Annotated in this window: 21 protein-coding genes and 1 rRNA gene; 2 read left to right on the plus strand and 20 right to left on the minus strand. The window is 40.4% G+C overall.

Annotation, left to right across the window (positions count from 1 at the left end; genetic code table 11):
- Window positions 1-137: 137 nt before the first annotated feature.
- From F973_RS11650 to F973_RS11670, 5 genes are all read right to left on the minus strand, one after another.
- Entirely contained in the window at window positions 138-941 is an 804-nt protein-coding gene (locus F973_RS11650; protein ID WP_004682988.1) for a class I SAM-dependent methyltransferase, read from the minus strand.
- Window positions 941-1,762 (minus strand): undecaprenyl-diphosphate phosphatase, encoded by an 822-nt coding sequence (locus F973_RS11655; RefSeq protein WP_004761931.1) that lies wholly within the window; start codon window positions 1,760-1,762, stop codon window positions 941-943. The genes F973_RS11650 and F973_RS11655 overlap by 1 nt, the downstream gene beginning before the upstream one ends.
- A gap of 18 nt (window positions 1,763-1,780) precedes the next feature.
- Window positions 1,781-2,464, minus strand: coding sequence for a tRNA (adenosine(37)-N6)-threonylcarbamoyltransferase complex dimerization subunit type 1 TsaB (gene tsaB, locus F973_RS11660; RefSeq protein ID WP_004761932.1), 684 nt, complete (start codon window positions 2,462-2,464; stop codon window positions 1,781-1,783).
- Between the two features lie 141 nt (window positions 2,465-2,605).
- On the minus strand, window positions 2,606-3,133 hold the full coding sequence (locus tag F973_RS11665) for a gamma carbonic anhydrase family protein (protein ID WP_171062356.1): 528 nt from the start codon (window positions 3,131-3,133) through the stop codon (window positions 2,606-2,608).
- 32 nt (window positions 3,134-3,165) lie between these two features.
- Window positions 3,166-3,771: a CoA pyrophosphatase gene (locus F973_RS11670; RefSeq protein WP_004761935.1), complete on the minus strand. Its 606-nt coding sequence runs from the start codon at window positions 3,769-3,771 to the stop codon at window positions 3,166-3,168.
- Window positions 3,772-3,899: 128 nt separating this feature from the next.
- Here F973_RS11670 and F973_RS11675 point away from each other — a divergent pair, with 128 nt between their 5' ends.
- A complete protein-coding gene (locus tag F973_RS11675) occupies window positions 3,900-4,448 on the plus strand; it encodes an NUDIX hydrolase (RefSeq protein ID WP_034432638.1) in 549 nt (182 codons plus the stop codon).
- A gap of 45 nt (window positions 4,449-4,493) precedes the next feature.
- Here the strand turns inward: F973_RS11675 and F973_RS11680 are convergent, their stop codons facing one another.
- From F973_RS11680 to F973_RS11710, 7 genes are all read right to left on the minus strand, one after another.
- Window positions 4,494-6,467, minus strand: coding sequence for a putative pilus system protein FilF (locus F973_RS11680; RefSeq protein ID WP_004761939.1), 1,974 nt, complete (start codon window positions 6,465-6,467; stop codon window positions 4,494-4,496).
- 23 nt (window positions 6,468-6,490) lie between these two features.
- Window positions 6,491-7,642, minus strand: coding sequence for a putative pilus assembly protein FilE (gene filE, locus F973_RS11685; RefSeq protein WP_004761940.1), 1,152 nt, complete (start codon window positions 7,640-7,642; stop codon window positions 6,491-6,493).
- Window positions 7,642-9,306: a putative pilus system OmpP1/FadL family transporter FilD gene (locus F973_RS11690; protein WP_171062357.1), complete on the minus strand. Its 1,665-nt coding sequence runs from the start codon at window positions 9,304-9,306 to the stop codon at window positions 7,642-7,644. Before F973_RS11690 ends, filE begins: the two co-directional genes overlap by 1 nt.
- Before the next feature lie 12 nt (window positions 9,307-9,318).
- Entirely contained in the window at window positions 9,319-10,485 is a 1,167-nt protein-coding gene (locus F973_RS11695; protein ID WP_004761943.1) for a putative pilus system protein FilC, read from the minus strand.
- 47 nt (window positions 10,486-10,532) lie between these two features.
- Entirely contained in the window at window positions 10,533-11,366 is an 834-nt protein-coding gene (locus F973_RS11700; protein WP_034431141.1) for a putative pilus system C39 family peptidase FilB, read from the minus strand.
- Between the two features lie 266 nt (window positions 11,367-11,632).
- Window positions 11,633-12,481: a putative pilus system protein FilA gene (locus F973_RS11705; protein WP_004761947.1), complete on the minus strand. Its 849-nt coding sequence runs from the start codon at window positions 12,479-12,481 to the stop codon at window positions 11,633-11,635.
- Window positions 12,482-12,919: 438 nt separating this feature from the next.
- Window positions 12,920-13,531 (minus strand): Uma2 family endonuclease, encoded by a 612-nt coding sequence (locus F973_RS11710; protein WP_004761948.1) that lies wholly within the window; start codon window positions 13,529-13,531, stop codon window positions 12,920-12,922.
- Between the two features lie 87 nt (window positions 13,532-13,618).
- Between F973_RS11710 and pabB the strand changes: the two genes are divergently transcribed.
- A complete protein-coding gene (pabB, locus tag F973_RS11715; RefSeq protein WP_004761949.1) occupies window positions 13,619-14,971 on the plus strand; it encodes an aminodeoxychorismate synthase component I in 1,353 nt (450 codons plus the stop codon).
- Window positions 14,972-14,984: 13 nt separating this feature from the next.
- Here the strand turns inward: pabB and hisC are convergent, their stop codons facing one another.
- The 8 genes from hisC to rrf form a co-directional block, all read right to left on the minus strand.
- The gene (gene hisC / locus F973_RS11720; RefSeq protein ID WP_004761950.1) at window positions 14,985-16,070 is read right to left on the minus strand and encodes a histidinol-phosphate transaminase; all 1,086 of its coding nucleotides are present in this window, start codon (window positions 16,068-16,070) and stop codon (window positions 14,985-14,987) included.
- A 45-nt stretch (window positions 16,071-16,115) separates the two neighbouring features.
- A complete protein-coding gene (gene hisD / locus F973_RS11725; protein ID WP_004761951.1) occupies window positions 16,116-17,408 on the minus strand; it encodes a histidinol dehydrogenase in 1,293 nt (430 codons plus the stop codon).
- A gap of 191 nt (window positions 17,409-17,599) precedes the next feature.
- The gene (gene hisG, locus F973_RS11730; RefSeq protein WP_004675158.1) at window positions 17,600-18,283 is read right to left on the minus strand and encodes an ATP phosphoribosyltransferase; all 684 of its coding nucleotides are present in this window, start codon (window positions 18,281-18,283) and stop codon (window positions 17,600-17,602) included.
- The gene (murA, locus tag F973_RS11735) at window positions 18,280-19,539 is read right to left on the minus strand and encodes a UDP-N-acetylglucosamine 1-carboxyvinyltransferase (RefSeq protein WP_004675159.1); all 1,260 of its coding nucleotides are present in this window, start codon (window positions 19,537-19,539) and stop codon (window positions 18,280-18,282) included. Before murA ends, hisG begins: the two co-directional genes overlap by 4 nt.
- Before the next feature lie 6 nt (window positions 19,540-19,545).
- Window positions 19,546-19,797, minus strand: coding sequence for a BolA family iron metabolism protein IbaG (ibaG, locus tag F973_RS11740; protein WP_004675160.1), 252 nt, complete (start codon window positions 19,795-19,797; stop codon window positions 19,546-19,548).
- Window positions 19,798-19,936: 139 nt separating this feature from the next.
- Window positions 19,937-20,278, minus strand: coding sequence for a ribosome hibernation-promoting factor, HPF/YfiA family (gene hpf, locus F973_RS11745; protein ID WP_004761953.1), 342 nt, complete (start codon window positions 20,276-20,278; stop codon window positions 19,937-19,939).
- Between the two features lie 169 nt (window positions 20,279-20,447).
- On the minus strand, window positions 20,448-21,896 hold the full coding sequence (locus F973_RS11750) for an RNA polymerase factor sigma-54 (protein ID WP_004675164.1): 1,449 nt from the start codon (window positions 21,894-21,896) through the stop codon (window positions 20,448-20,450).
- Window positions 21,897-22,153: 257 nt separating this feature from the next.
- A 5S ribosomal RNA gene (gene rrf, locus F973_RS11755) occupies window positions 22,154-22,268 on the minus strand.
- Window positions 22,269-22,562: the final 294 nt, after the last annotated feature.

A 22,562-nucleotide genomic window follows, 5' to 3' on the forward strand; every position in this document is an offset into this window, starting at 1 on the left:
TCAAAAAGTGTGATGCACAGCTCTAGTGTAAGCGTGACAAGAATTTTTTAGCAATCATGCTTTTGCACTATATCACAAATCTTTACTGTGCATTGACGCAAGCCAAACAATCAACTGAATCCGATGAGGATTTGAACTTAAACTTTGGCAAAATATGCATCAAAACGGCAGGCATCTCCCAGCCATTGATGATCAGGTGTTTGATCTGCCAGATAAATGGCATGACGTGGACGCTTGACCACCACACGTTTGGCAATTTTCCTTGCAAAATCGAGTAATTGATCACCCAAATCCATCTCGCCATTTTCAGGCAACAACAGGTGCAATAACTGCATTTGTTTCTTAACCTGCGCCTGCTTTTTTATCGCCTGCTGGTTCTGGTCACGCTGTGGAAACATCGGGTCCAGATACACCACATCCACCTGCTGATTCTGCTGGGCTAATTGCTGTAAATATACATTGGAGTCTGCAAAAACCAACTGAATCCGTGACACAAAAGTCTGTAAAAATGGATCCTTTTCAGCCTGTGCCTTGGTATATTCCAACAACACAAACAGGATCGGATGCCGTTCAACCAGACAGACATCCGCCCCTAGATAGGCCATCAGCAAACTGTCATGTCCCAGACCTGCGGTCGCATCAACCAGTGTTGGCTTCTCTCCAAGCTGACACGCTCTGGCAATCATCTCAGATTTTAAACTGGCTCGCTTTAATCGTGGTATTTCAGCACACCAGTCAGGCTGCATTTTCATGCCGTTGGCGGCAAGACTTAAACCATCCTCATCCAGCACCAGTGCCATGTCTGGATTCAGGCGTAAAAAACGTGCATTAATTTTCTCAACCACTTGCCCATCAAGCTGAACATGCAATTCAGCCAAACGTGTTTGCAGTTGCTGAAATTGGTGTTGATATTCAGCTTGATACCAACAGATCATCTGCATTACCAATGCACCCAACCTGTCCACCAAGTTGCCAGGATGAACAGTCCAAATACAATGCGGTAGTAGGCAAATGCGGTAAAATCATGCTTGGAGACATAACGAATCAGGGCACGGATCACAATCAACGCTGAAATAAAGGCTACGATAATTCCAACAGCCAAGACTGCCATATCATTGCTATGCAACTCATGACGCATCTTGTACATATCTAGCAGACCTGCGCCCATCAGTACAGGAATGCCCAGGAAGAATGAAAATTCAGCCGCAGCCTTACGTGAAACGCCGAGGAACAATGAACCAATAATGGTTGAACCAGAACGGGAAGTGCCTGGAATCAAGGCAAGACACTGAATCAAACCAATTAAGGTTGCCTGCTTAAAGCTTAGATCATCCACTTCCTGAGTTACAATTTGATGCGGGCGGCGTTCCGCCCATAAAATAATAAAACCACCCACAATCAATGCGATTGCAACGGTAATTGCATTAAATAAATAGGCTTTGACCACATCACCAAAGCTCAACCCAATGATCACAATTGGAATTGAAGCAATAATCAGGTTAAGGCTTAAACGGCGGCCCTGTTCCTGCCCTGTGAACGCACCAATCAAAGCCCCCCACAACTTGCCCCAATACTCATAGATCACAGCGGCAATTGCACCAATCTGCACAGCAACCGCGAACATATCGCGCTTTTCAACTGTCCAGAAATCCAGCAGTTGGCCTGCTAAAATTAAATGTCCTGTACTTGAGATGGGTAGAAATTCAGTAATCCCCTCTACCAAGCCCATAATCGCCGCTTTAAATAGCAATAAAAGATCCATACTCAACCTTAATTCGTATTAATTTGCTTTGCCTTGTTCTGGAATTTTCTTCCACGCATCATCACGCGAATACACAGGCAATGCATGTTCAGCATCAACCCATTGTTGTTGTGCCGCATATACACGCGCTATGGTTGCAATGTCCTGTGCAGTCGCCATGATCTTGAGCGTAGAAGCCTCGGATGAGTCTATTTGCTCTGGCTTAATCAATCCTGAACCCGAGCCGATCGCAGTAAACTGGCAATATTCGGCTGCCTGTTCATAATTTAATAATCTTTCTTCATCTATGGCCTGCATAATGCCATATTGATCCAGACGAAAGTTGGCAATATACACTTCCTGCATTCTTGCATCCAACACAGCGCTAACCTGCTGCAAACCCGTTAAACGATAAGCTGCCTGAGCCAAGGCCTGCAAACTGGATACAGGGATTACAGGTAAGTCATGCGACCAGGCCAATGCCTGTGCAACGGCAGCATTGATGCGTACCCCACTAAATGAACCTGGGCCACGACTAAAGGCGATTGCAGTTAAATCAGCAAGTTGAGTCTTGGTTTGCAACAAGGCCTGTTCAGTTAATGGCAAAATGGTTTGCGTTTGCGCCTTGGTTTGTTCATCCAGTTGGAAAAACAGTTCTTGGATATCATCCACCAATGAAACAGAACACTGCTCATTGGCAGTTTCCAGTGCAAGCAATTTCATGCAAAAACCCTGAGTACCAGAAAGAGAAAAAACGCTGAGTATCATACTCCACTCTAACGTGCCAAGCGAGTTATTCACTTTTTATAGATACAAAAAAGCCAAGTGTCTACTTGGCAAGATTGAGATTTAACTAGCAAATCATTAAAAGCTAAATTCTTCCAGTTCCAGAAAATTCTTATAATGTTCTGCATAATGTAATGCACTTAGCTTTAATCGAGCAGCACCCTGTTCATCCAGTGTCTTCACCACCTTGCCAGGTGATCCCATCACTACCGAATTGTCTGGAATCACCTTACCCTCGGGTATCAGGGCATTAGCTCCAATAATACAATTTTTGCCAATCACGGCATGATTCAGAACCACAGCATTGATACCAATTAAAGAATTATCTCCAATCGTACAGCCATGTAACATTGCCTGATGTCCAACCGTTACATATTCACCAATATGCATTTCAATGCCTGCATCGGTATGCAAAACTGCATTTTCCTGAATATTGGAAAAATTACCAATTCGAATCACACAATTATCCGCACGAACCACAGCCCCAAACCAGATGCTGACCTGACGGCCCAGCTCAACCTGGCCAATCACTGTTGCTGTTGGCGCAACCCAGCCATCCCAAGGCTCATATAATGCTTTAGGACTCAATCCCTGAAATTTATACATCATGTTTAAAACTCTACTTCTACACATACGCTTTAAAACTTGGATAATCCAAAATGTGGTGGATTCACCAAGAATGGCCAATGCTTTTGATACCCCAAGCCATACTGAAATAAAGAAATCAGCATTCGAGCCGTTAAACCCCACACAATTTCACTTTCCACCTGCATACTTGGAAAATAAAGTGATTGACGTGCCAAACGAACCTCATAAGGCAAAGGCGGCGCTTCTATTAAATGCTGCAATGGCGCAAAGAAAATACGATCAATTTCGGTGGGTTGTGCAATCAATTCCACCTGTGCGGGAATCAAACCTACAATCGGTTTAACAGATAAGCCACTTCGTGCACGCAAGACAGGTAAATCACCCAATAATTTGACATCAAATGGATTCAATGCGGTTTCTTCTTGTGCTTCACGCAATGCGACCACAATATTGCTGGTATCACTCGGATCACGCTTGCCACCAGGAAAAGACACCTCTCCTGCATGTTGTGACAGTTGCATAGAACGGCGTGTTAATAAAACTCTAGGGTGTACCTCTTGCGTAATTGCAATTAAGACTGCTGCATCAGCCTGCTGAATTCGTTTGGAAAAACGCAGCCGTTGTTCTAGAAGTTGTATTAACGATGGCTGTTCCATATCACTCATCTCTTCTTTTGACGTTGCTCATAAATCATCATAGCTGAAATTTGAGTTGTCGGTATAGATATGATGCGAACTGATTAAAATTCAGTTATGCTGAGTTATCTGTTTGACTGATGATAATTATGAGCTTTTGCGTTGCGTGTGGACATCAAACTGAAGCAAAAATTCCACTAGGTGATCATAAATCACGTTTGGTTTGCACAAATTGCGGCAATATTCATTATGAAAATCCCAAAGTGATCTGTGGTGCATTAGCGATATGGGAAGATAAAGTATTACTGTGTCGCCGAGCAATTGAACCTCGCTATGGTTTATGGACCTTACCAGCGGGTTATATGGAACTGTTTGAAACCATGGAACAGGGTGCGGCGCGTGAAACCCGCGAAGAAGCAGAGGCAGAGGTTGATATTGAGCAACTTTATTGTATGTACAATATTCCCCGTATTGGACAGATTTATGTCCTTTTTAAAGCACACTTGAAACAGGGCTTATTTGGTGCTGGTGAAGAAAGTCTTGAATGTCGCCTGTTTGAAGAACATGAAATTCCCTGGACTGAACTTGCCTTTCCGAGCGTAGAACACACCTTGAGACATTATTTTTCAGATCGTCAACAAGGAATATTTCCAAGTCATTTAGAAACACTAGGCACGCGTTTAGATCATACGGGTTAAAATAAAGAAAGACCTCTTTGCGGTCTTTCTTTATTTTACAATAGATTAAGATTTTATCTTAATTGCCTTACATGCAGGAATATTTTGATCTGCAATTTTAATACTCACTGTACCTGAATAACGTTTTGCAAGTTCACGTTCCTCTTCTGTTGGGGCAACATATTTATTTTTATCTTCTGTCGACAATTTATCGTATGTACTATTATATACCAACTGGTAAGAAGCATAGTCATTAGACCAACCCACTGTATTATTGGAAAAGTCTGTTAAATTAATACCAGTAATCTGCCCCGCCAACAAATTATGGATATTAATTTTTGCCCCAGAATAATCAGAACCAATATTCAGTCCAAACATTGCACCATCTACAGATGCAAATTTTGGATTTGATAAAATCATACGTACAGTAATAGATTTGTCATTGGTGGAAAACAATGTGGCCCCTGTTGTTCCAATACGATATTGAGTTTCACCATATTCATCAGTTATTGTACCATTATCATTAACATTTTGTGTCTTGGCACAGTTTCCTGACATATCTGTTGCTGTTGCGTCTTTCTTGATATCTGTACGAATATCTCCATATTCATCAATCATAATTCCAATATCGACTTCTTTTGGCGTAACTGTCGCATCAGAGAATTTAAAAGTTAATGTCGCATATAATGGGAAAATATAGTTTTGCCCTGATTTAACATTCGCTTCCGTTCTAAAAATATCCTTAGCCAAGTAGCTCGATGGATTTGCTTTTATAATGTCAATTGTTCCATTATAAGCTGTTCCATCAATATTTTGCTCCCATAATCCTAAATATTTTTTATCCACAACCTCATTTTCTTTTAACTTAAGTGTTTGCTTATATAATGCTTCTGTACCAACTATAACAGAGCCATTAAGCAGTTTACCCTGTTTTATTAATAAATCTTCTGCGCTATTTACATTTAAACTTAAACGTAGAGGTCTGTTACCCTCAACTTCCCGACTGATAGGATTAAGCCAGGTATTTTGCGCATTGACCTGTATTCTAAATGGTTTAACCTTACTTATTAGAACTACTGGAGGGGCAACTAGTTCATTTTCTATAAGTGGTTTACCTCGCCATTGTTGTCCATATCCTAAAGTGTATCCCTGACGATCCGATAGCAAGAAAAATCTCCCCATGGAATGGAGTAAGCTGCTATCTGACTTAATACAGTCAGTTTTATTACAGCCAAAGAAACCATCAGGGCGAACTGCCTCTGTAGTTGTTGAGCTACCTGTTGTACTTCCCGCCTTAAAGATAGGCAAATCAGATTGCCATACTCCTGTATTGGTTAAATTCAATAGCTGCGTCACCATTGAAAAAGCCTGATCATTCGAAATCTGAGTGACATCAATCCAAGGCTTTAAAACCTCAACATACTCACCACTCATAATTTCTGATGAGCCTATATCTTTACTGATCCCAGCTAATTTATCTTTTTTCTCTATTGTAAGTTCAGTTGGCTGTATATCACCAATTACATTATCTGTACGTTCCAGGCCAATGCTTTGTAAAATTTTAACCAAAGCCATTGTTGTACGCACCGTTTCATCATTTTGATTTAATGAAGCTGCTGATTTATTTGTTAAAGCAGTTGCCATATCAACGAGACGAATACGCGGTGGTGTTGCTAGTTTTAATTTAGAAATATTATCCAGCTTAACAGTTCCCAAGCTAATTTTTCGAGTACTCGACTCACCTTGAATATAGAAACTAACCTCATCTCCTAGTTTACAGGCGCCCGTTACAATATTACTATCTAGTTTAGTTGCGAAATGATTAATTTTATCACTACTACAATCAAAATTTAGGCCAGCAACAGGATAATCCAGCGCAAATTGCAAACAGTCATCTGCTGTTACATCACAGCCAGCATTTTTTGTAACAGTAACCCCTTTTGTGGGATCCTCATTAATTTTTGCACTTTCACCTCCACAACCATGCATCAAAACTGCAAGCGTAGAAAATGCAAAGGGCAATAAAATTTTCTTATTCATACTTCAATCATCCTGTTCATGCATTACTGTAATGCAAAAATTTTAATCTGTCCTTGATTTGATAGTTTCTGTTCAGCAACATCCACAGCAGAAGCAAGAGGAGTCATCATTATATAATGTGCTTGGGCTGGTACTTTTATCACACCCTGAATTGCAGCATGTTGCAATAATGTTGCTGATACTGAATTGTTTTTAAAGCCACTGACTCCCTCTTGAATACAGCCTTTCTCATCTAAAAAAACAACTAAAGGCCAATAATAAACAGGCTTCTCATTACTAGAAGCATAAGAGTCAACTTGTATATATTGAATAGCAGAATCTAGCTTTACCAACTCATATTCAAACTTTTCTTTTAATGGTTTACGAGGCCAAAGTCCAACTTCTTTTTGTGGGGTTAAAGTTTTAATTGACTTGGTATAGCCTTGCAAAAAACAACGATCATTTTCAAATGCGGATGATAAATCCTGGGCAGATAACCGAACATAACTTGCTGCCAAAACAATTGGTGTATTTAGTTGCTGTGAACGGTTCATAAATTTATCCAGAACGGAACGACTCACACCCTTTTTACGTTCAATAGTTTCCAAACGTCCTGTACCATCAGGCATGGTATAAAAACGTTTTTTTCCATCCAGATTAAATTCCTGATCTTCCAGATATTCACTATTAACGTATTCAACTCCATCAACCTGATTAAAAGCATTTATCGGGGTTTTCGCAATAGAGTCAGTGGAGGATTGTAGCTCCGATGAAGCCTGCTTTATGGTTGATTGCGCTTGTTGTATTGCCCTTTCATCCAGCTTTTTCACATCCTCAATTTTTTGCAATTGAAGAGATGGTTGTTGAATGTTTTTAGAGCTCTCAACAGCTTGTTTGACCATTTCCTGGGGTGGGTTGGCGGCCATAACAGGATTTTTCTGTACGATAGATGGAACTGCTATCTGTTTTTCAACTCGTTCAGTACTGGCCTGTTTTAATGCATTGCCACCTACAGCACGATCATGTGATGTGGGTTCATTTTTCTGGGTATCCACTTTCTTCGGCACAATCATTGGGCGACCATCTGGGCCAATGATCGTATAAAAACCCTCTGCATATGCAACCGTACTACCCGTTAGTATCAAACCAAGTAGTGAGATAATGAATCTCGGTTGTTGAATCCATTTTTTTTGCATTACCATTTAGTTCTATAGTTAATACCAAGCAGCGTCACTTTGGTATTGGTTTTAACATCCAAGCCTGCATAAGGGTTTAATAATAGATTATCTACCCCTTTTTTATTTGAAAGGCTACTGGTACCCGCTGGAATATCATCCCGACTGCGTAAAAAACCCACTGTCAAGTCTAAATCGGTATCCTGATCAAAACGATAACCTACACCTAAACCAAATAACTGTGCGTTATTAATAGGTACCATGGTATTACGCTTATCATCAGGAATGGAGCTGGTACGCGGTTCATAGCCCATACGCAGTTTCAAACGATCCGTTGCCGAATATTCAATACCTAGTCCCCAACTCCAAGAAGACTGGAAATTTAATGGTAAGGATAATGAACGGTCAGTTACATCATTTGATAGCAGTTTCGCAACTTTTAGCAATGAAATTTGACGGTCAAATTCAAACTTGAACTTATCCCATGCTGAGAAGTCAGCCCAGCCCAAGTCAAAATTCACTTGTAAATCTGGAAATATTTTGTACTTTATCCCTGCTTTGAAATGCTGAGGATATTTAAAATCCATTGCCACTAAACCAGACTCTACCGCTGGCGCAAAGCTTGGAAAACCAAGAATTGCTGCAAGAATCTGCCCTGTTGCTGATGAGTTTAAACCTGCAATCAACTGTTGCGGTGCTTCAGCAACATTAATCAGGTATTTGCCATGCAGACGCATTTTGGCTTCACTCTGGTACACCATCCCAAAGCTAAAATCATCAGTTGGTTCCCAAAGCAAACCCAGATTATAACTTGGACTTAATGACTGTTCCAGAGCCACATCCATCGACCCGACCTTGCTAAAAGGGTTCATGCCCTCTTTTGCATTACACATACCAAAAAGCAGCAGGTTTGTAATAATTTCGCCATTTTCTTTAAATGGTCCACACACCACTTCATCCACCATGCGTAGCACACCAATCATTTCATTGGGGAAACGCAAATCTGTTTTCATGGCAATGGCTTGGTACGACATTGCAAATGTAGCACCAAGATATAGGTTATCATTCACCTGATAACCTAAAGATGGCGACAAATAGGTAATACGCTCTAAGGCAACCTGCTGCCCCATATAATTACTTGGGTTTCCATCTTCAGCACCAAAACCAGCAACTAAAGGCGCATAGATCGATGTTGCATAAGTGATCTTTGAACCTGGCGGCTTATAAGAAATCCCTGCTGTTGGCGCGGCAACTGGAAAACCTGGCCCCAAATCCACAATTTTCTTTAAAATTGGAACATAAAGGCTGGCATATTCTACATCCCCACTGACTGTACCTTTAAAATCGGTACAAATTCCTACATCAACCTCAGGTCCATCATTACAGACAATTGGGTCATCCGAATAACCAAAAATATTATAGCGAGCTGGTGCAGAATAATCCCGTTTAATGTCAAAGTTTGCCAGAATGCCCTGTACATCGGTTTGCAAGCCATCCAGCTTGGCAAGTGCTGCTGGGTTAAAGTGAACTGCACTAATCCCTGGAGGATCCGCTGTAACAGCATTTCCTAGTGACAGTGAACGCATGTCAACTGATAAGTCTTGTCCCAATTGTGCATTTGCAAGATTAGATAAACCTGCAAGAAAAACTGCGATGGTTAAGGGACATAATTTAAGGTATTTCACCATTACATCTCCTTAACGAACTTTTTTGCCAAAGCCTATAATGTCAAGTGGGAAAGATAATCCCAAAGATACATCTGGTGCATCTTCAGTTAATCCTATACCAACCGTACCATTTACAATTGTTTCAGGTGAAACCCTTACCCCAAGTGCAAAAGACAGCATAGAACTACTTTGGTCGGCAGACTGATAACTTTCATCATTTTTAAAATAGAATTTTGCGCCTGTATTAAAACTCTGTTGATATGACATGGTGAGCGACACATCATAGTTAAACGAATAGGCAAAACCAAAAGAAAAACCGCCACTCAAACCTGGATCAAAGCTTTCCAAAATACGGCTACCACGCAACTGATTCAGCCCCGATTCCTTTAAACCATAACTTGCGGATACTGAAGTAAACAACACAACAGGATCAATATATTTACGTGTACTTGCACCCGCACCAACCGAGTAATAACCTTTACCAGTAGATAATTCATCTATACCAATATCGTAAGGGCTATCGCCTGTTTTTGTTGACAAACTACCAAATAGAATCAGTGGCAGACGACCTTGTTTTAAAGAAAAAGGCTCCCAGCGAGCACCAAAATTGACATCCCCCAAGCCTGTGGCAGTCTTATCTTGCAGTAAAGCTGTTTTGGCTACGAATGGTAAAGATGCAGATAAGGTTACATTATCCAGAACACCATATTGAACTGTAAACGTATTGGTTAATGTATGGTTAGCATCTTCCTCTACGCGCAAACGTTGCAATGCACTACTACTGTCACTTAGTGCCAAATCAAGACGACTATCGCGATAGTAAGTATAGTCTACATCGTAATAAGAAGAAAAAATTCCTTTCTTGATTAATGAGTATTGACGTTCATTTGAAGTGAATACTTCCTGTAGGTTGGTCTCCTGAGTTGCATCGCTCTCTTTTTTCTGTAATGCAGTGGCTGCCTGATTTGCCTCTGTATCAGCCGCACCAGGAGTTGAACTGACTGTAGCAGTTTCCGATGTGGCAGCAGCACCAGGAGTTGAACTGACTGTAGCAGTTTCCGATGTGGCAGCAGCATCGACCTGAGCTTGCTCTTCAACAGCAGCTTCTGCTGAGGCCTGCTCTTCAGCATAAAGCGTTGTTGTGATTGCACTTAAACTTAGTGCCAACACACTCATATTCATCCATGTATTCTTCATTTTACTTTACATCCCATTAATACATTAATTTTTGCTGATTCTTAAAACTATTTCCGCTTGTAATATAAGCGCATAAAAGTGTTAATCGGCTGATTATAGGTTGATGAATTTGGGTCATTATCAAGGACACGGCGCATAGTTGAAGCTTTATCTGCCATACGCTCAAACTTTTGAGTCGGAAACTGGATTTCCGCAAGTGCATAGCGGTTTACAGTTGCATCTTCCACATGACGCATATCTGAATCCTGCAAAGCAAGCAGATTCTTTCGATATTGCTCAGGAATGTCGACAATGAATAATGTATTGTTATCCCAAATTTCTTTAAAACGGATCTCATCAAAACTGATATTACCTAGTGATGGATCTGCAATATATACACGTCCGTCTTTATACGCCTTGTATACAACGAAATGTTTAAAACCAGCATAAGTAATTGGAATAATAGCAGGTTGTTTTAATGAGATAAGGTCTGAGAACTCTCCACGATAACCGCCACTATTCATCCCCAATGCAGAGACAAAACGTTTCATGTCCAGTAATGAAAAACTACGGCGCTCAATAATTCGCTGATATTCACCGTACTGTAAAAGACCACTCATGGTTTGCTGTTCAGTCAAGCGAAGTCCGCCATAACCATTTAATAAAGTCGTCAAGGCAGCAGAACCACAACTGTAGTCATAGGCTTGACGCACAATCCCCCGAAACTGGTCTTCCACAGCGGGTTTTATTGTGACTGCCTCACGGTGATTACGGGTGAATGAAGGGTTACGAGAGTCTAGGGTTTCTGTGTAATACACAGTTCCCTCTGGTTTTTTTTCTATTTCGAAGGCTTGCGTTGAAAAGTAATACATCAATGCTGAGCCTAAAGCGATCTCTAACATAAGTCTCTTTTTTTACCCTGGCAACACTTGCCTTATTCATATTATTTTTAGTGTCCGCAAACACCCCATCCTTGTGTGTTGAAGATACCTTTTTTTATGAAAAAATACAGCTTTTTTTTATTTTTTTTGACGAAATGTATATTTTTTTTAATTAAGAGACCTTTATGTATCTAAAACATTATTTAAATACAATATAGCTATATCTATTTTGATTCTTACAATAAACAAAAAAAGCGCAAAATGCGCTTTTTTCGCTTGGAAACTGATTAGTGACCAGAAATCGTGATTGTTGACTGACCAACATTTAAACCTTGGATTTCCACATCACCAATAGATGCTGCAGTACTGCTACCTAAACGTACACCTTCTAAGTAAACATTCATACCTTGATTACTATTATTTTGTATACGAAGACCCGCATTCGTTACAGAAATATCTGTATCAATATCAAGATCACCTGTAGCATTGTCACCACGAACATAAATATTATTTAGGTAGATTTGACCACCACCAGCAGCATCATTAATACCAAGGTTAGAAATCGTCAAACCACCTTCTAGAGTAGAATCTAACTTGATCATTGCACCTTGTGGCGTAGCACCCAATTGAACATTTGCAGTGATCGCACCTAAAGATAGGTCTAATCCTGTTAGAATTTCAGTTGGTGTTCCTGTAACACCACGAACAGCCGTTGTAGTATCAGTCAAACTAGCACCGTTTGATGGCGCAACACCAATTGAACCAATACTAATATCTACTGCACCAACACTTGCAGCGATGTTAAGGAATGCTTCACCAGATGTACCCGCATCAGTATCAATCACTAAATCAAGTAAATTACCTGTACCAGTTTGAGTGATCGTAATACCATCAATTGCAATTGCACCCGCTACGCCAGTTGCACCAGTGATATTTGTTGATGTTTGTAAACCATCATTATCATGAAGGTATAATTTATCGATAGAAATACCAGTAGAATCTAAAGCAATACCGATATTAATCCCATCTTGACCTGTTGCAGCGCTTAGTGCAGCATCATCCATTGACTGCATAGCCATTGCATTTGCGCTAATCGCCATTGAAGAAACTAAAGCTAGTTTAGTAAACATTTTCATTGAGCACTCTCCCAAGAGCATTTATTTTTTGACTTTCACTACTCTAAACTGTTCACGGTCGTTTTTTCTTAATGACAACTTGAACTTCCAATCCTTGAGTAGTTCGCTTAGCAAGTACTAAATTATCTGTTTGTTATTTTATGTTCAACTCCTGTTAAGCATTTTTTGTTCATAACCCGATAAACGGCATGATCTGATTAATAGCAATCAATAGACTTTTTATTTCTTAACATAAAGATAAATATCATTTTTATACAAAATCTTTTTAAATCAACCTGAATATTTTGAACTTCTGTCTGTGAATCGGCAGAATTTTCGTTTTCAGAATGTAAACAAAATCTCTTTTTAACTTAAAATTGATAACAATTGTCAAAATCAAGTTTTTCAGTATTCACTTTCTAAGCCATACTTTCTCTACAAGTGACCATAAGCTTAATTTTATTGCGCTATGCCCTGTTCAGCTTGTGCAATTTCTGCTTGCTTCGCCAGCCATTGCTGCATATCTTCATTTTTTACCCGATCATAGATTTCTGAGACTTTAACCGTTAAATCAATCGACTGAAAATGGACATCTTCATCTAAATAAAAATGTTGAGACTGCCAGCCATTAGAACGACGCTGGATTTCCACATCGACAAAATCCTGTTCGATCAACACATATTCCTGTAAAGTCGGAATAGTAAGGTAAAGATCACGTTTCAGTGTCTTGTCTTTTTGGCGGGTGGATTTTGAGAGCACCTCAACAATGAGGGTTGGGTTTTCGGTATAATAATCCTGTTCATCTTCACTGCAATCAATGATTGCATCAGGATAAAAGTAGTTTTTTCCGACTTTGAGTTTCATATCTGAACCAAAAGGTTGGCATGGTTTACCTTTGAGGTGACCCAATAATAACCCCAACATATTATCTGCTAAACGAACATGGTTCCGATGTGCGCCCGCCATTGCGTAAACTTCGCCATCGATATATTCATGTTTGATATCAGTCAATAATTCGCCCTCAAGGTATTCCTGTTCACTGATATATGGTTGTTGTTGAATGACTGCCATTTTGCTGCCCTAATACCCAAAATGTTTATTCTATTTTAGAGTGTAGTACACTAGCATATCCTTGTGTATGCCAATGTATTTCTTTTTATGTCCCAGTTTTTGCAAAAGTTAAACATACAAAATAATGCCGTATCTGCACTTTTGCTCCAGCTTCAGGATTTAACTGGCTTGGTCTATCTCCATGATCAAAATTTTCCCATTATTGCATTCCTGCCCAAAGCTTTTTTAAAATTTCAGCAGTCAACGCTGACACAGTTTCATCAAATTGAATTTAATCAATATCAAATAAATCAAGATGTCACATCAGTGATTGAATTTTCAAATTTTAATCATTCACAAGAATCCCCAGAGCACGACATTTCTTTTAATGGTGGTTATATTGGCTTCTTTAGCTATGACTATAGTGCAGATCAATTTATTGATGTTTTTAGTCATCCACAACCCAGCTTTTTTCTAGGTGAATATTCTACTTTTTTAAAGTTTCAGGATGGCGCATGGTATTTTTATAGTGATGAGGAACAAGCGCAGAATATTTATAAAAGCATTTCCAGACGTCTAAACCAAGCCCAAGAAAATGAATTAGCCACACTTCAACTCTTAAAAAAGTGCGCTTCGCGTTGGTCAAAAGAACAATATTTTGACGCATTCAATCAGGTTCAGGAGTACATCAAGGCAGGTGATTGTTATCAAATCAATTTAACACAAGAATTTAAGGCAACAGCACAAGGTACACTATTAAGTAAAGCTGAAGAATTATGGCAATTGACCCATGCACCGTATGCAGGTTATTTAAAGCTTGATGATTTTGAGCTACTCAGTTGTTCACCTGAATTATTTATCGAATTTCAGCATGAGAGAAAAATCAAGACCCGACCAATTAAGGGAACCATGCCACGCTTTGATGATCCCAAACAGGATCAAGCTTCCAAAGCTAAACTCAGCAACTCTGAAAAAGATCAGGCTGAAAATGTCATGATTGTGGACCTGTTGCGTAATGACCTCAGTGTTTATGCTGAAACGGGTTCAGTAAAGACCACCAAACTTTTTGAAATTGAAAGTTTCAATCAAGTGCATCACATGATCAGTGAAATCACGGCAACTTTAAAGCAAGATGTCAATCCAATGCAGATGCTATTGTCTGCCCTACCTGGTGGTTCAATTACAGGCGCACCCAAAATTCGTGCCATGCAGATTATTGAGGAGCTTGAGCGGGCACCAAGAGGCGCCTATTGTGGCAGTTTGGGTTACTTCAATTTTGATGGTACTGGACGCTGGAATATCCTGATTCGTAGCATTCAAAAGTATCAGGATCAATTATCGGTCTGGGCAGGTGGTGGCATTACCATCGCTTCTGATGCTGAGGCAGAATATCAGGAATGTTTTGATAAGATTTCTGCCATGCTTAATTTGCTCAACACATGGCAGAAATCTGACGATTAAACCAGTATGGCTATTACAAAATTTGCATTTTAAGTGTATCAACTAAACGCTGATTTTGTTCATCTGTGCCAATCGTAATTCGCAAGAATTGATCAATTCTTGGTTTATTGAAATAACGGACGATAATGCCCTGCTCACGGAGTTGCTGTGCAAGCTTGGCGGCTTCATATTGTGGATGAGTGGTAAAAATAAAATTAGCTTTTGATGGCAATACCTTAAAACCTAAAGCAGTCAAATCACCCACCAGTTTTTCACGGCTTTCTATCACTTTTGCACATTGTGCTTCAAAATAAACTTGATCTTCAAATGAAGCTACTGCCGCTGCAATCGCAAATCGGTCCATTGGGTAGGAGTTAAAACTATTTTTGACTGCTTCAAGTGCGGCAATCAAATGGCTTTGTGCAATGGCAAAGCCCACCCGTAAACCCGCAAGTGAACGTGACTTGGAGGTTGTTTGACAAACCACCAGATTCTCATATTGATTCACAAGCTGAACTGCTGATTCAGCACCAAAATCTACATAGGCTTCATCAATGACAACCACACGATCTGGATTAGCCTGCAAAATTTGTTCAATTTGTTGCAAACCCAATGCAATACTGGTTGGCGCATTAGGATTAGTAATAATAATGCCACCATTTTCCTGCTGATAATCTGAAACATCAATTTCAAAATTTTCATTCAAAGGTATCTGCTTGGTCTGAATTGCAAAGAACTGACTATAAACTGGATAAAAGCTATAGGTAATGTCAGGATAAAGCACAGGCTCATTCTGGATAAAGAATGCCTTAAAAATATGGGCTAGAACTTCATCTGAACCATTACCCACAAAAACCTGATCAAGTTCAACTTTTTGCTGATTGGCAATCGCTTGCTTTAAGGCGGTTGCATCAGGGTCAGGGTATAAACGCAAGGCATCAGCCTGATTTGCCAAAACCGTCTGCACTGCTTCCACTACTTTGGGTGAAGGTGGATATGGGTTTTCATTGGTATTAAGTTTGAGTAAGTTCTGAATTTTAGGCTGTTCCCCAGGAACATAAGGCTCTAACTCGCGAACTTCTGGACTCCAAAAACGCATTTGTTGTGTTGTAAACGTCATTTTTTATCTCAATGGACGTATACAATACGCCCCTACATCATAAATTTAATCAATATAACGATAACGTGCTGAACGTGCATGGGCATCAAGGTTTTCTTGCACCGCAAGCACATCGGCTGTTTTTGCCAGCGTTTTAACACCATCCTGTGAGCACATGATCAGGCTTGAACGTTTCTGAAAATCATAAACACCCAGTGGCGATGAAAAACGTGCTGTACCTGAGGTTGGCAAGACGTGGTTTGGCCCTGCACAATAATCGCCAATCGCTTCTGGGGTATAACGTCCCATAAAGATTGCACCTGCATGACGAATATCTTGACTCATCAATTCAGCGTCATCCAGACACAGTTCCAAATGCTCAGGCGCAACCTGATTGATCAGCTCTATCGCTTCTGCACGGTCTTTAACCAGAACCAGTGCACCACGGTTTTGAATTGAAGTACGGGCGATTTCGGCTTTTGGTAATTCAGCAAGATGCTTTTCAATGGCTGCACCCACGGCATTTAAAAGTGCCTCATCGGGTGTAATGAAAATGGCTTGAGCAACCGTGTCATGTTCTGCCTGAGACAGTACATCCATCGCCAGCCATTCTGCATTATTTTTGCCTTCGGCATAGACCAGAATTTCTGAAGGTCCAGCAATCATATCAATGCCCACCTGACCAAACACGGCCCGTTTTGCCGCAGCAACAAAGCGGTTCCCTGGTCCCGTAATTTTATCCACGGCTGGAACGGTTTGGGTTCCGTAGGCCAATGCAGCAACTGCCTGTGCACCACCAATAGTAAATACTCGGCTAACGCCAGCTAGATATGCCGCAGCCAAGACCAATGGGTTGAGCTCACCATTCGGTGCAGGCACCACCATAATAATTTCAGGCACGCCCGCCACATGGGCAGGTAGCGCATTCATCAACACAGAAGATGGATAAGATGCCAAACCACCTGGTACATAAATCCCAACCCGATCAAGAGGCGTAACTTTCTGCCCCAGTGTATTGCCTAGCTCATCCACATAGGTCCAGCCTTCCTGTTTTTGGGCTTGGTGAAATGAACGAATACGCTGTGCCGCAAGTTCTAGAGCTTCACGAATTTCAGCACTTAAACCCTCAAATGCGGTTTTAAGCTGTTGCTGGCTGAGTTCTAAATCGGAGAATTGATGCGCTGGATGTCGATCGAACTGTTGGGTGAGTTTAAGTACATGCTCATCACCATGCTGGCGGACATCAGCAATGATCTGGTCTACAGTCTGTACGAGTTGAGGATCATTGACAGTTTCAAATGCTAAAAGCTCAGCAAATACCTGTTTAAAATTCTGATCCTGAGTCGATAAACGTCGCATCAATTTACCCACAAGATAAAAAAGAGAACGCTAAGTTTACTCTTTTTCATCGTCCTTGTGGATGCAATATCAGCCTAAAAAATCAATCACAAAGAAAGAGTTCTTCGATCGACACTCAGTTCCTGCTTATTCTTAAAAGAATGTAAAAAGGCCAACCTAAGTTGACCTCCAAAATTTAAGCTATTTATCAACTAACGATTCTTAATGGCCTGTTCAAGCTGGGTCAGGATTGGATTTAACAAAGCCTGTTTACGTTTAAAGCTGGCTTTATTGACAATTAAACGTGAAGACACTTTGCAAATTTCTTCCAAAGGTTCCAGACCATTGGCACGCAAGGTATTGCCTGTATCCACCACATCAACAATGTAGTCACCCAAACCAACCAAAGGTGCAAGCTCCATTGAACCATACAGTTTAATCACATCAACCTGCTCACCCAGGCTTGCATAATATTGTCGGGTTAAATTGACATACTTGGTAGCAATCTTTAAACGCCCTTTGGGACGCTCCATGCCAACTTTACCCGCAGTCATTAGCTTACAATTGGCAATTTTCAGGTCAAGCAGTTCGTAAACATGCTGGGCACCATGCTCCATCAGCACATCTTTACCTGCCACACCAAAATCTGCCGCACCATTCTCTACATAGGTTGGCACATCAGAAGCCCGCAAAATCAGGATGCGTACTTTTTTATGTGTGGTTGGAAAAATTAACTTACGTGATTTATCTGGGTCTTCAAGTAAATTGATGCCTGCATTTTCCAGCAGTGGCAAGGTTTCCTTTAAAATACGACCTTTACTGAGTGCTAAAGTTAAACCATGATCAAAATTACCCATCACATCAAAATTCGGATCATCGTTTCTTAAGTCATTCATGCTTTTACCCGCTTAATCTGCGCCCCTAAACTTTGCAATTTTTCTTCCACACGTTCGTAGCCACGATCAATATGGTATATACGATCAACCAGTGTTTCACCCTCAGCAACCAGCGCAGCAAGAACAAGTGAAAACGAGGCACGTAAATCCGTTGCCATGACAGGCGCAGCTTGCAGTTTCTCCACACCTGTGACCACCGCATCATGCCCATCGACCTGAATGTTGGCACCCATACGTGAAAGCTCAGGTACATGCATAAAACGATTTTCGAAAATCGTTTCTGAAATTGTTGCAAAACCACGACCAATGGCATTGACTGCCATGATCTGCGCCTGCATATCCGTTGGAAACTCAGGATGAGGCAATGTTCTAAAACTCACTGCCTTAGGACGCTTGCCTTGCATATCCAGTTCAATCCAGTCTTCACCACGCGTGACTTCTGCGCCCATTTCCTCAAACTTGTCCAACACGCTTTCCATAATATAAGGGTTAGTGTGTGTGGTTTTGATTTTCCCGCCCGTAATCGCAGCAGCAGCCAGATATGAACCTGTTTCAATACGGTCAGGAACAACACTATGCTCGCAACCATGTAAACGTTCAACACCTGTCACGATCAGTGTATTGGTGTCCAGCCCTTCAATTTGTGCGCCCATTTTATTGAGCATATTGGCTAAATCGGTAATTTCAGGCTCGCACGCAGCATTACGGATTGTTGTCACACCTTCCGCTAAAACCGCCGCCATCAGTATGTTTTCTGTACCACCTACGGTGACCATATCAAAAACAACTTCACCGCCTTTTAAACGGCCATCAATCGAAGCATGCACATAACCATTTTCCACTTCGATCTTGGCACCCAGCGCTTCCATCGCCTTTAAATGCAAATCCACTGGACGCGAACCTATGGCACACCCACCTGGCAATGAGACTTTTGCATTGCCATAACGTGCCAGTAATGGACCCAGCACCAAAATCGAGGCACGCATGGTTTTTACTAAATCATAAGGGGCAAATTGATTACTTAAAGTGCTGGCATCAGCATAAACAGTATCGCCCTCATAAGTGATTGTTACGCCTAGGCCTGCAATAATCTTGCTGATGGTATGTACATCTTTTAAATTGGGAACATTACGAATCGTGACTGGATCATCAGTTAAAATCGTGGCTGCCAACAATGGTAATACTGCATTTTTAGCACCAGAAATGCGCACTTCACCCTCGAGCTTAACACCACCCGTAATCAAAAATTTATCCATTAATATTTAGGCTCCGAAAAGGCTTGCTTTGCGCCATTCGTCTTTTGTCATTGCACGAATGGTAACAGCGTGAACTGCACCACTCGCAATATAGGAATTCAGGGGTGCATAAACAGCCTGTTGACGAGTCACAGTCCGTTTACCATCAAATTGATCGTCAACAATGCGAAGGTCAAATTTCCCAGCTTGTCCACTCACTGCCACTTCTGCTTCAGGGAAAGCTTCTTTCAAAATTTGTGTGAGCTGCTCACTATTCATTACCAAGACCTCTTATACACGCATTGCTGTAAAACGATATATTTTACTATAACTTTTTCACATAATTCAGTAAGGTTTCATTTTTATCTATAAAAAAAGAGGCTTTCTAAAAAAGCCTCTTTTAATTAGAACGCCAAAATCAGGATGCCACCGTAAGTTCATGCTGATACGAACACTGCATCTTTCTATGTTTGGCAAGCTGTCGTTTTAATTTTTCTGTCAGCCTTTTAATCGAAGTATACATATCATCAGCTGTCGCCTGAGCAAACAGCTCAACCCCTGGCAAACGTATAATCGCTTCCGCAATATGGTTTGCACTGCCTTTATGAGACAGTTTGTCTATTTGATGATCCTTAGCCAGCTTGATCTGCATACTATTCACATGATCCAGATGCTTGGTCATTTGGCTAAACTTCGCTTTTATATTTTCTTCAATTGCTGGTGTAATGGTTAAATGGTGTCCACGAATCGTTATTTGCATAATTCTATCCCTCACCTTTTCTCAGGATTCAAGAATATCGCTCAAACAATTTAATGCGACCTATTATGGTTCAACATATCCATTAAATCATATCAGCGATTCCTCTAGTGTTTATTAAAAATTCATTATTCCGTCATAATGAACTCTTAGAATAGTCACACCTTTAAATTTAGATCAAGACTTTTCTTTCAGAAGATGAGGGAATATGTAACGATTCGCGATATTTTGCAACTGTACGCCGCGCCACTTCAATCCCCTCTTGTTTCAGCATTTCAGCAATTGCATTATCCGACAAAGGTTTACGTGGATTCTCGTTTGAAACCAACTTTTTGATCATAGCACGGATTGCGGTGGAAGAAGCCTCACCACCTGTTGTTGTTCCCACATGGCTAGAGAAGAAATATTTCAGTTCAAACAAACCACGTGGAGTCAGCATATATTTATTGGTTGTGACACGTGAAACAGTAGACTCATGTAATTCCACTTCCTCCGCCACATCCCGCAATACCAAAGGTTTCATTGCTTCAGGGCCCTGCTCAAGAAAAGCTCGTTGATGCTCAACAATACAGGTGGCAACTTTCAATAAGGTCTTATGGCGCTCATCAATACTCTTGATAAAGCTCTTAGCCTCTAGCATTTGATTACGCAAATAAACATTGTCATCACTTTGATCAGCACGACGAATCATGTTTGAGTAAAAGGAATTAATGCGTAATTTTGGCATGACATCAGGATTCAACTGAACCTGCCAATGCTGGTCTTTCTTCGAAACCACCACATCAGGCACCTGATATTCTGATTCTTGTTGATTAAATTCCAGCCCAGGATAAGGCTTTAAGGTTTTTAATAGATCAATAGCGCTCTTTAGTTGTTCTTTGGTTAGGCCAGTCTGCTTTAACAACTTATTTAAATCATTTGCAATTAAAAGCTCATAGCACTGTAATAAATTTTTTGCTTCAGTCAGATAAGGTACTTTTTCATGGAATGTCTCTAACTGAATTTTTAAGCATTCCGCTAAATTACGAGAACCAACACCAATTGGGTCTAAACGTTGAATATACTTTAAAACAACAATAATCTCATCTTGCTCAATCTCTTCATCATTCTCCACTTCCCGCAACAATCGAGTAGTGGCCAACAAAATATCATCCAACTCTGCATCCAAAAATCCCTTGTCATCCAAAGAATCAACAATGCAATACGCAATTAACTTATCCACTAAAGAAAAATTCAGCAGATTCACCTGCTCTAAAATATGTTCCTTTAAGCTCAACTGAATCTGACGGTTATCTTCTCTCTCTTCATATTCAGGAGAAGCCAAGGCAGTAGATTGATGGGTGTAAATATCATCCCATTCTGTATCAACAGGTAAGTCATTCGGTAGATGATCAGCATTCAGCTCAGTGGTTAAGTCACCTGTTTCAGAAGTTTCAAGCGTAGTTAAACTTTCTGTCGTATTAATTTCTTCAATTTTCTCTAATAAAGGATTACTATCAAGTTGAATTTGTATTTCCTGTTCCAGCTCCAAACTTGAAAGTTGTAATAAACGAATTGCCTGCTGTAATTGAGGAGTTAACGACAAGCTATTCGCAACTTTCAACCCAACAGATAATTTCATAACACGCTCCTTTTATGAATAAGCAAAAAACATGCCTATTCATATATTTATAACATAAAGCAATGTTTACGCCTATAAGGAAGCACATAATCTTTAAATATTTATTTATAAAAAGAAAAGCCAATGAAACATATTGTTGAAATATTTCTCTTGTTGTTAAATGTAGACAAATATTGAGGCAATCACTATTTTTCTAGCATATATTTCTTCAGCAATAAAAAACCTCCCAACGTTGGTTGGGAGGTTTAGTATTTAAAAGCTGGCGATGACTTACTCTCACATGGCAAACGCCACACTACCATCAGCGCGAAGAGGTTTCACTTCTGAGTTCGGGAAGGGATCAGGTGGTTCACTCTTGCTATTGTCGCCAGCAAACTGTTGTGGTGTTTTGGGGTCTTATTGATCATGTTGTGTTTTCACTTCATGTCTGCCTTACTTACGAACCAAAGAGTTATTAACGGATTAGATATTGAGTCTAACTTTGTGTTCAGCATTTTAACTAGTTTTCACACTAAATCAAGTTATGTATTGAACTTATCTTGAATACAACAACTGTTTGGGTGTTGTATAGTCAAGCCTCACGAGCAATTAGTATTGGTCAGCTTCACACGTCACCGTGCTTCCACACCCAACCTATCAACGTCCTGGTCTCGAACGGCTCTTTAG

It is taken from the genome of Acinetobacter sp. CIP 102129, from assembly GCF_000368305.1.
GTDB classification, from domain to species: domain Bacteria; phylum Pseudomonadota; class Gammaproteobacteria; order Pseudomonadales; family Moraxellaceae; genus Acinetobacter; species Acinetobacter parvus.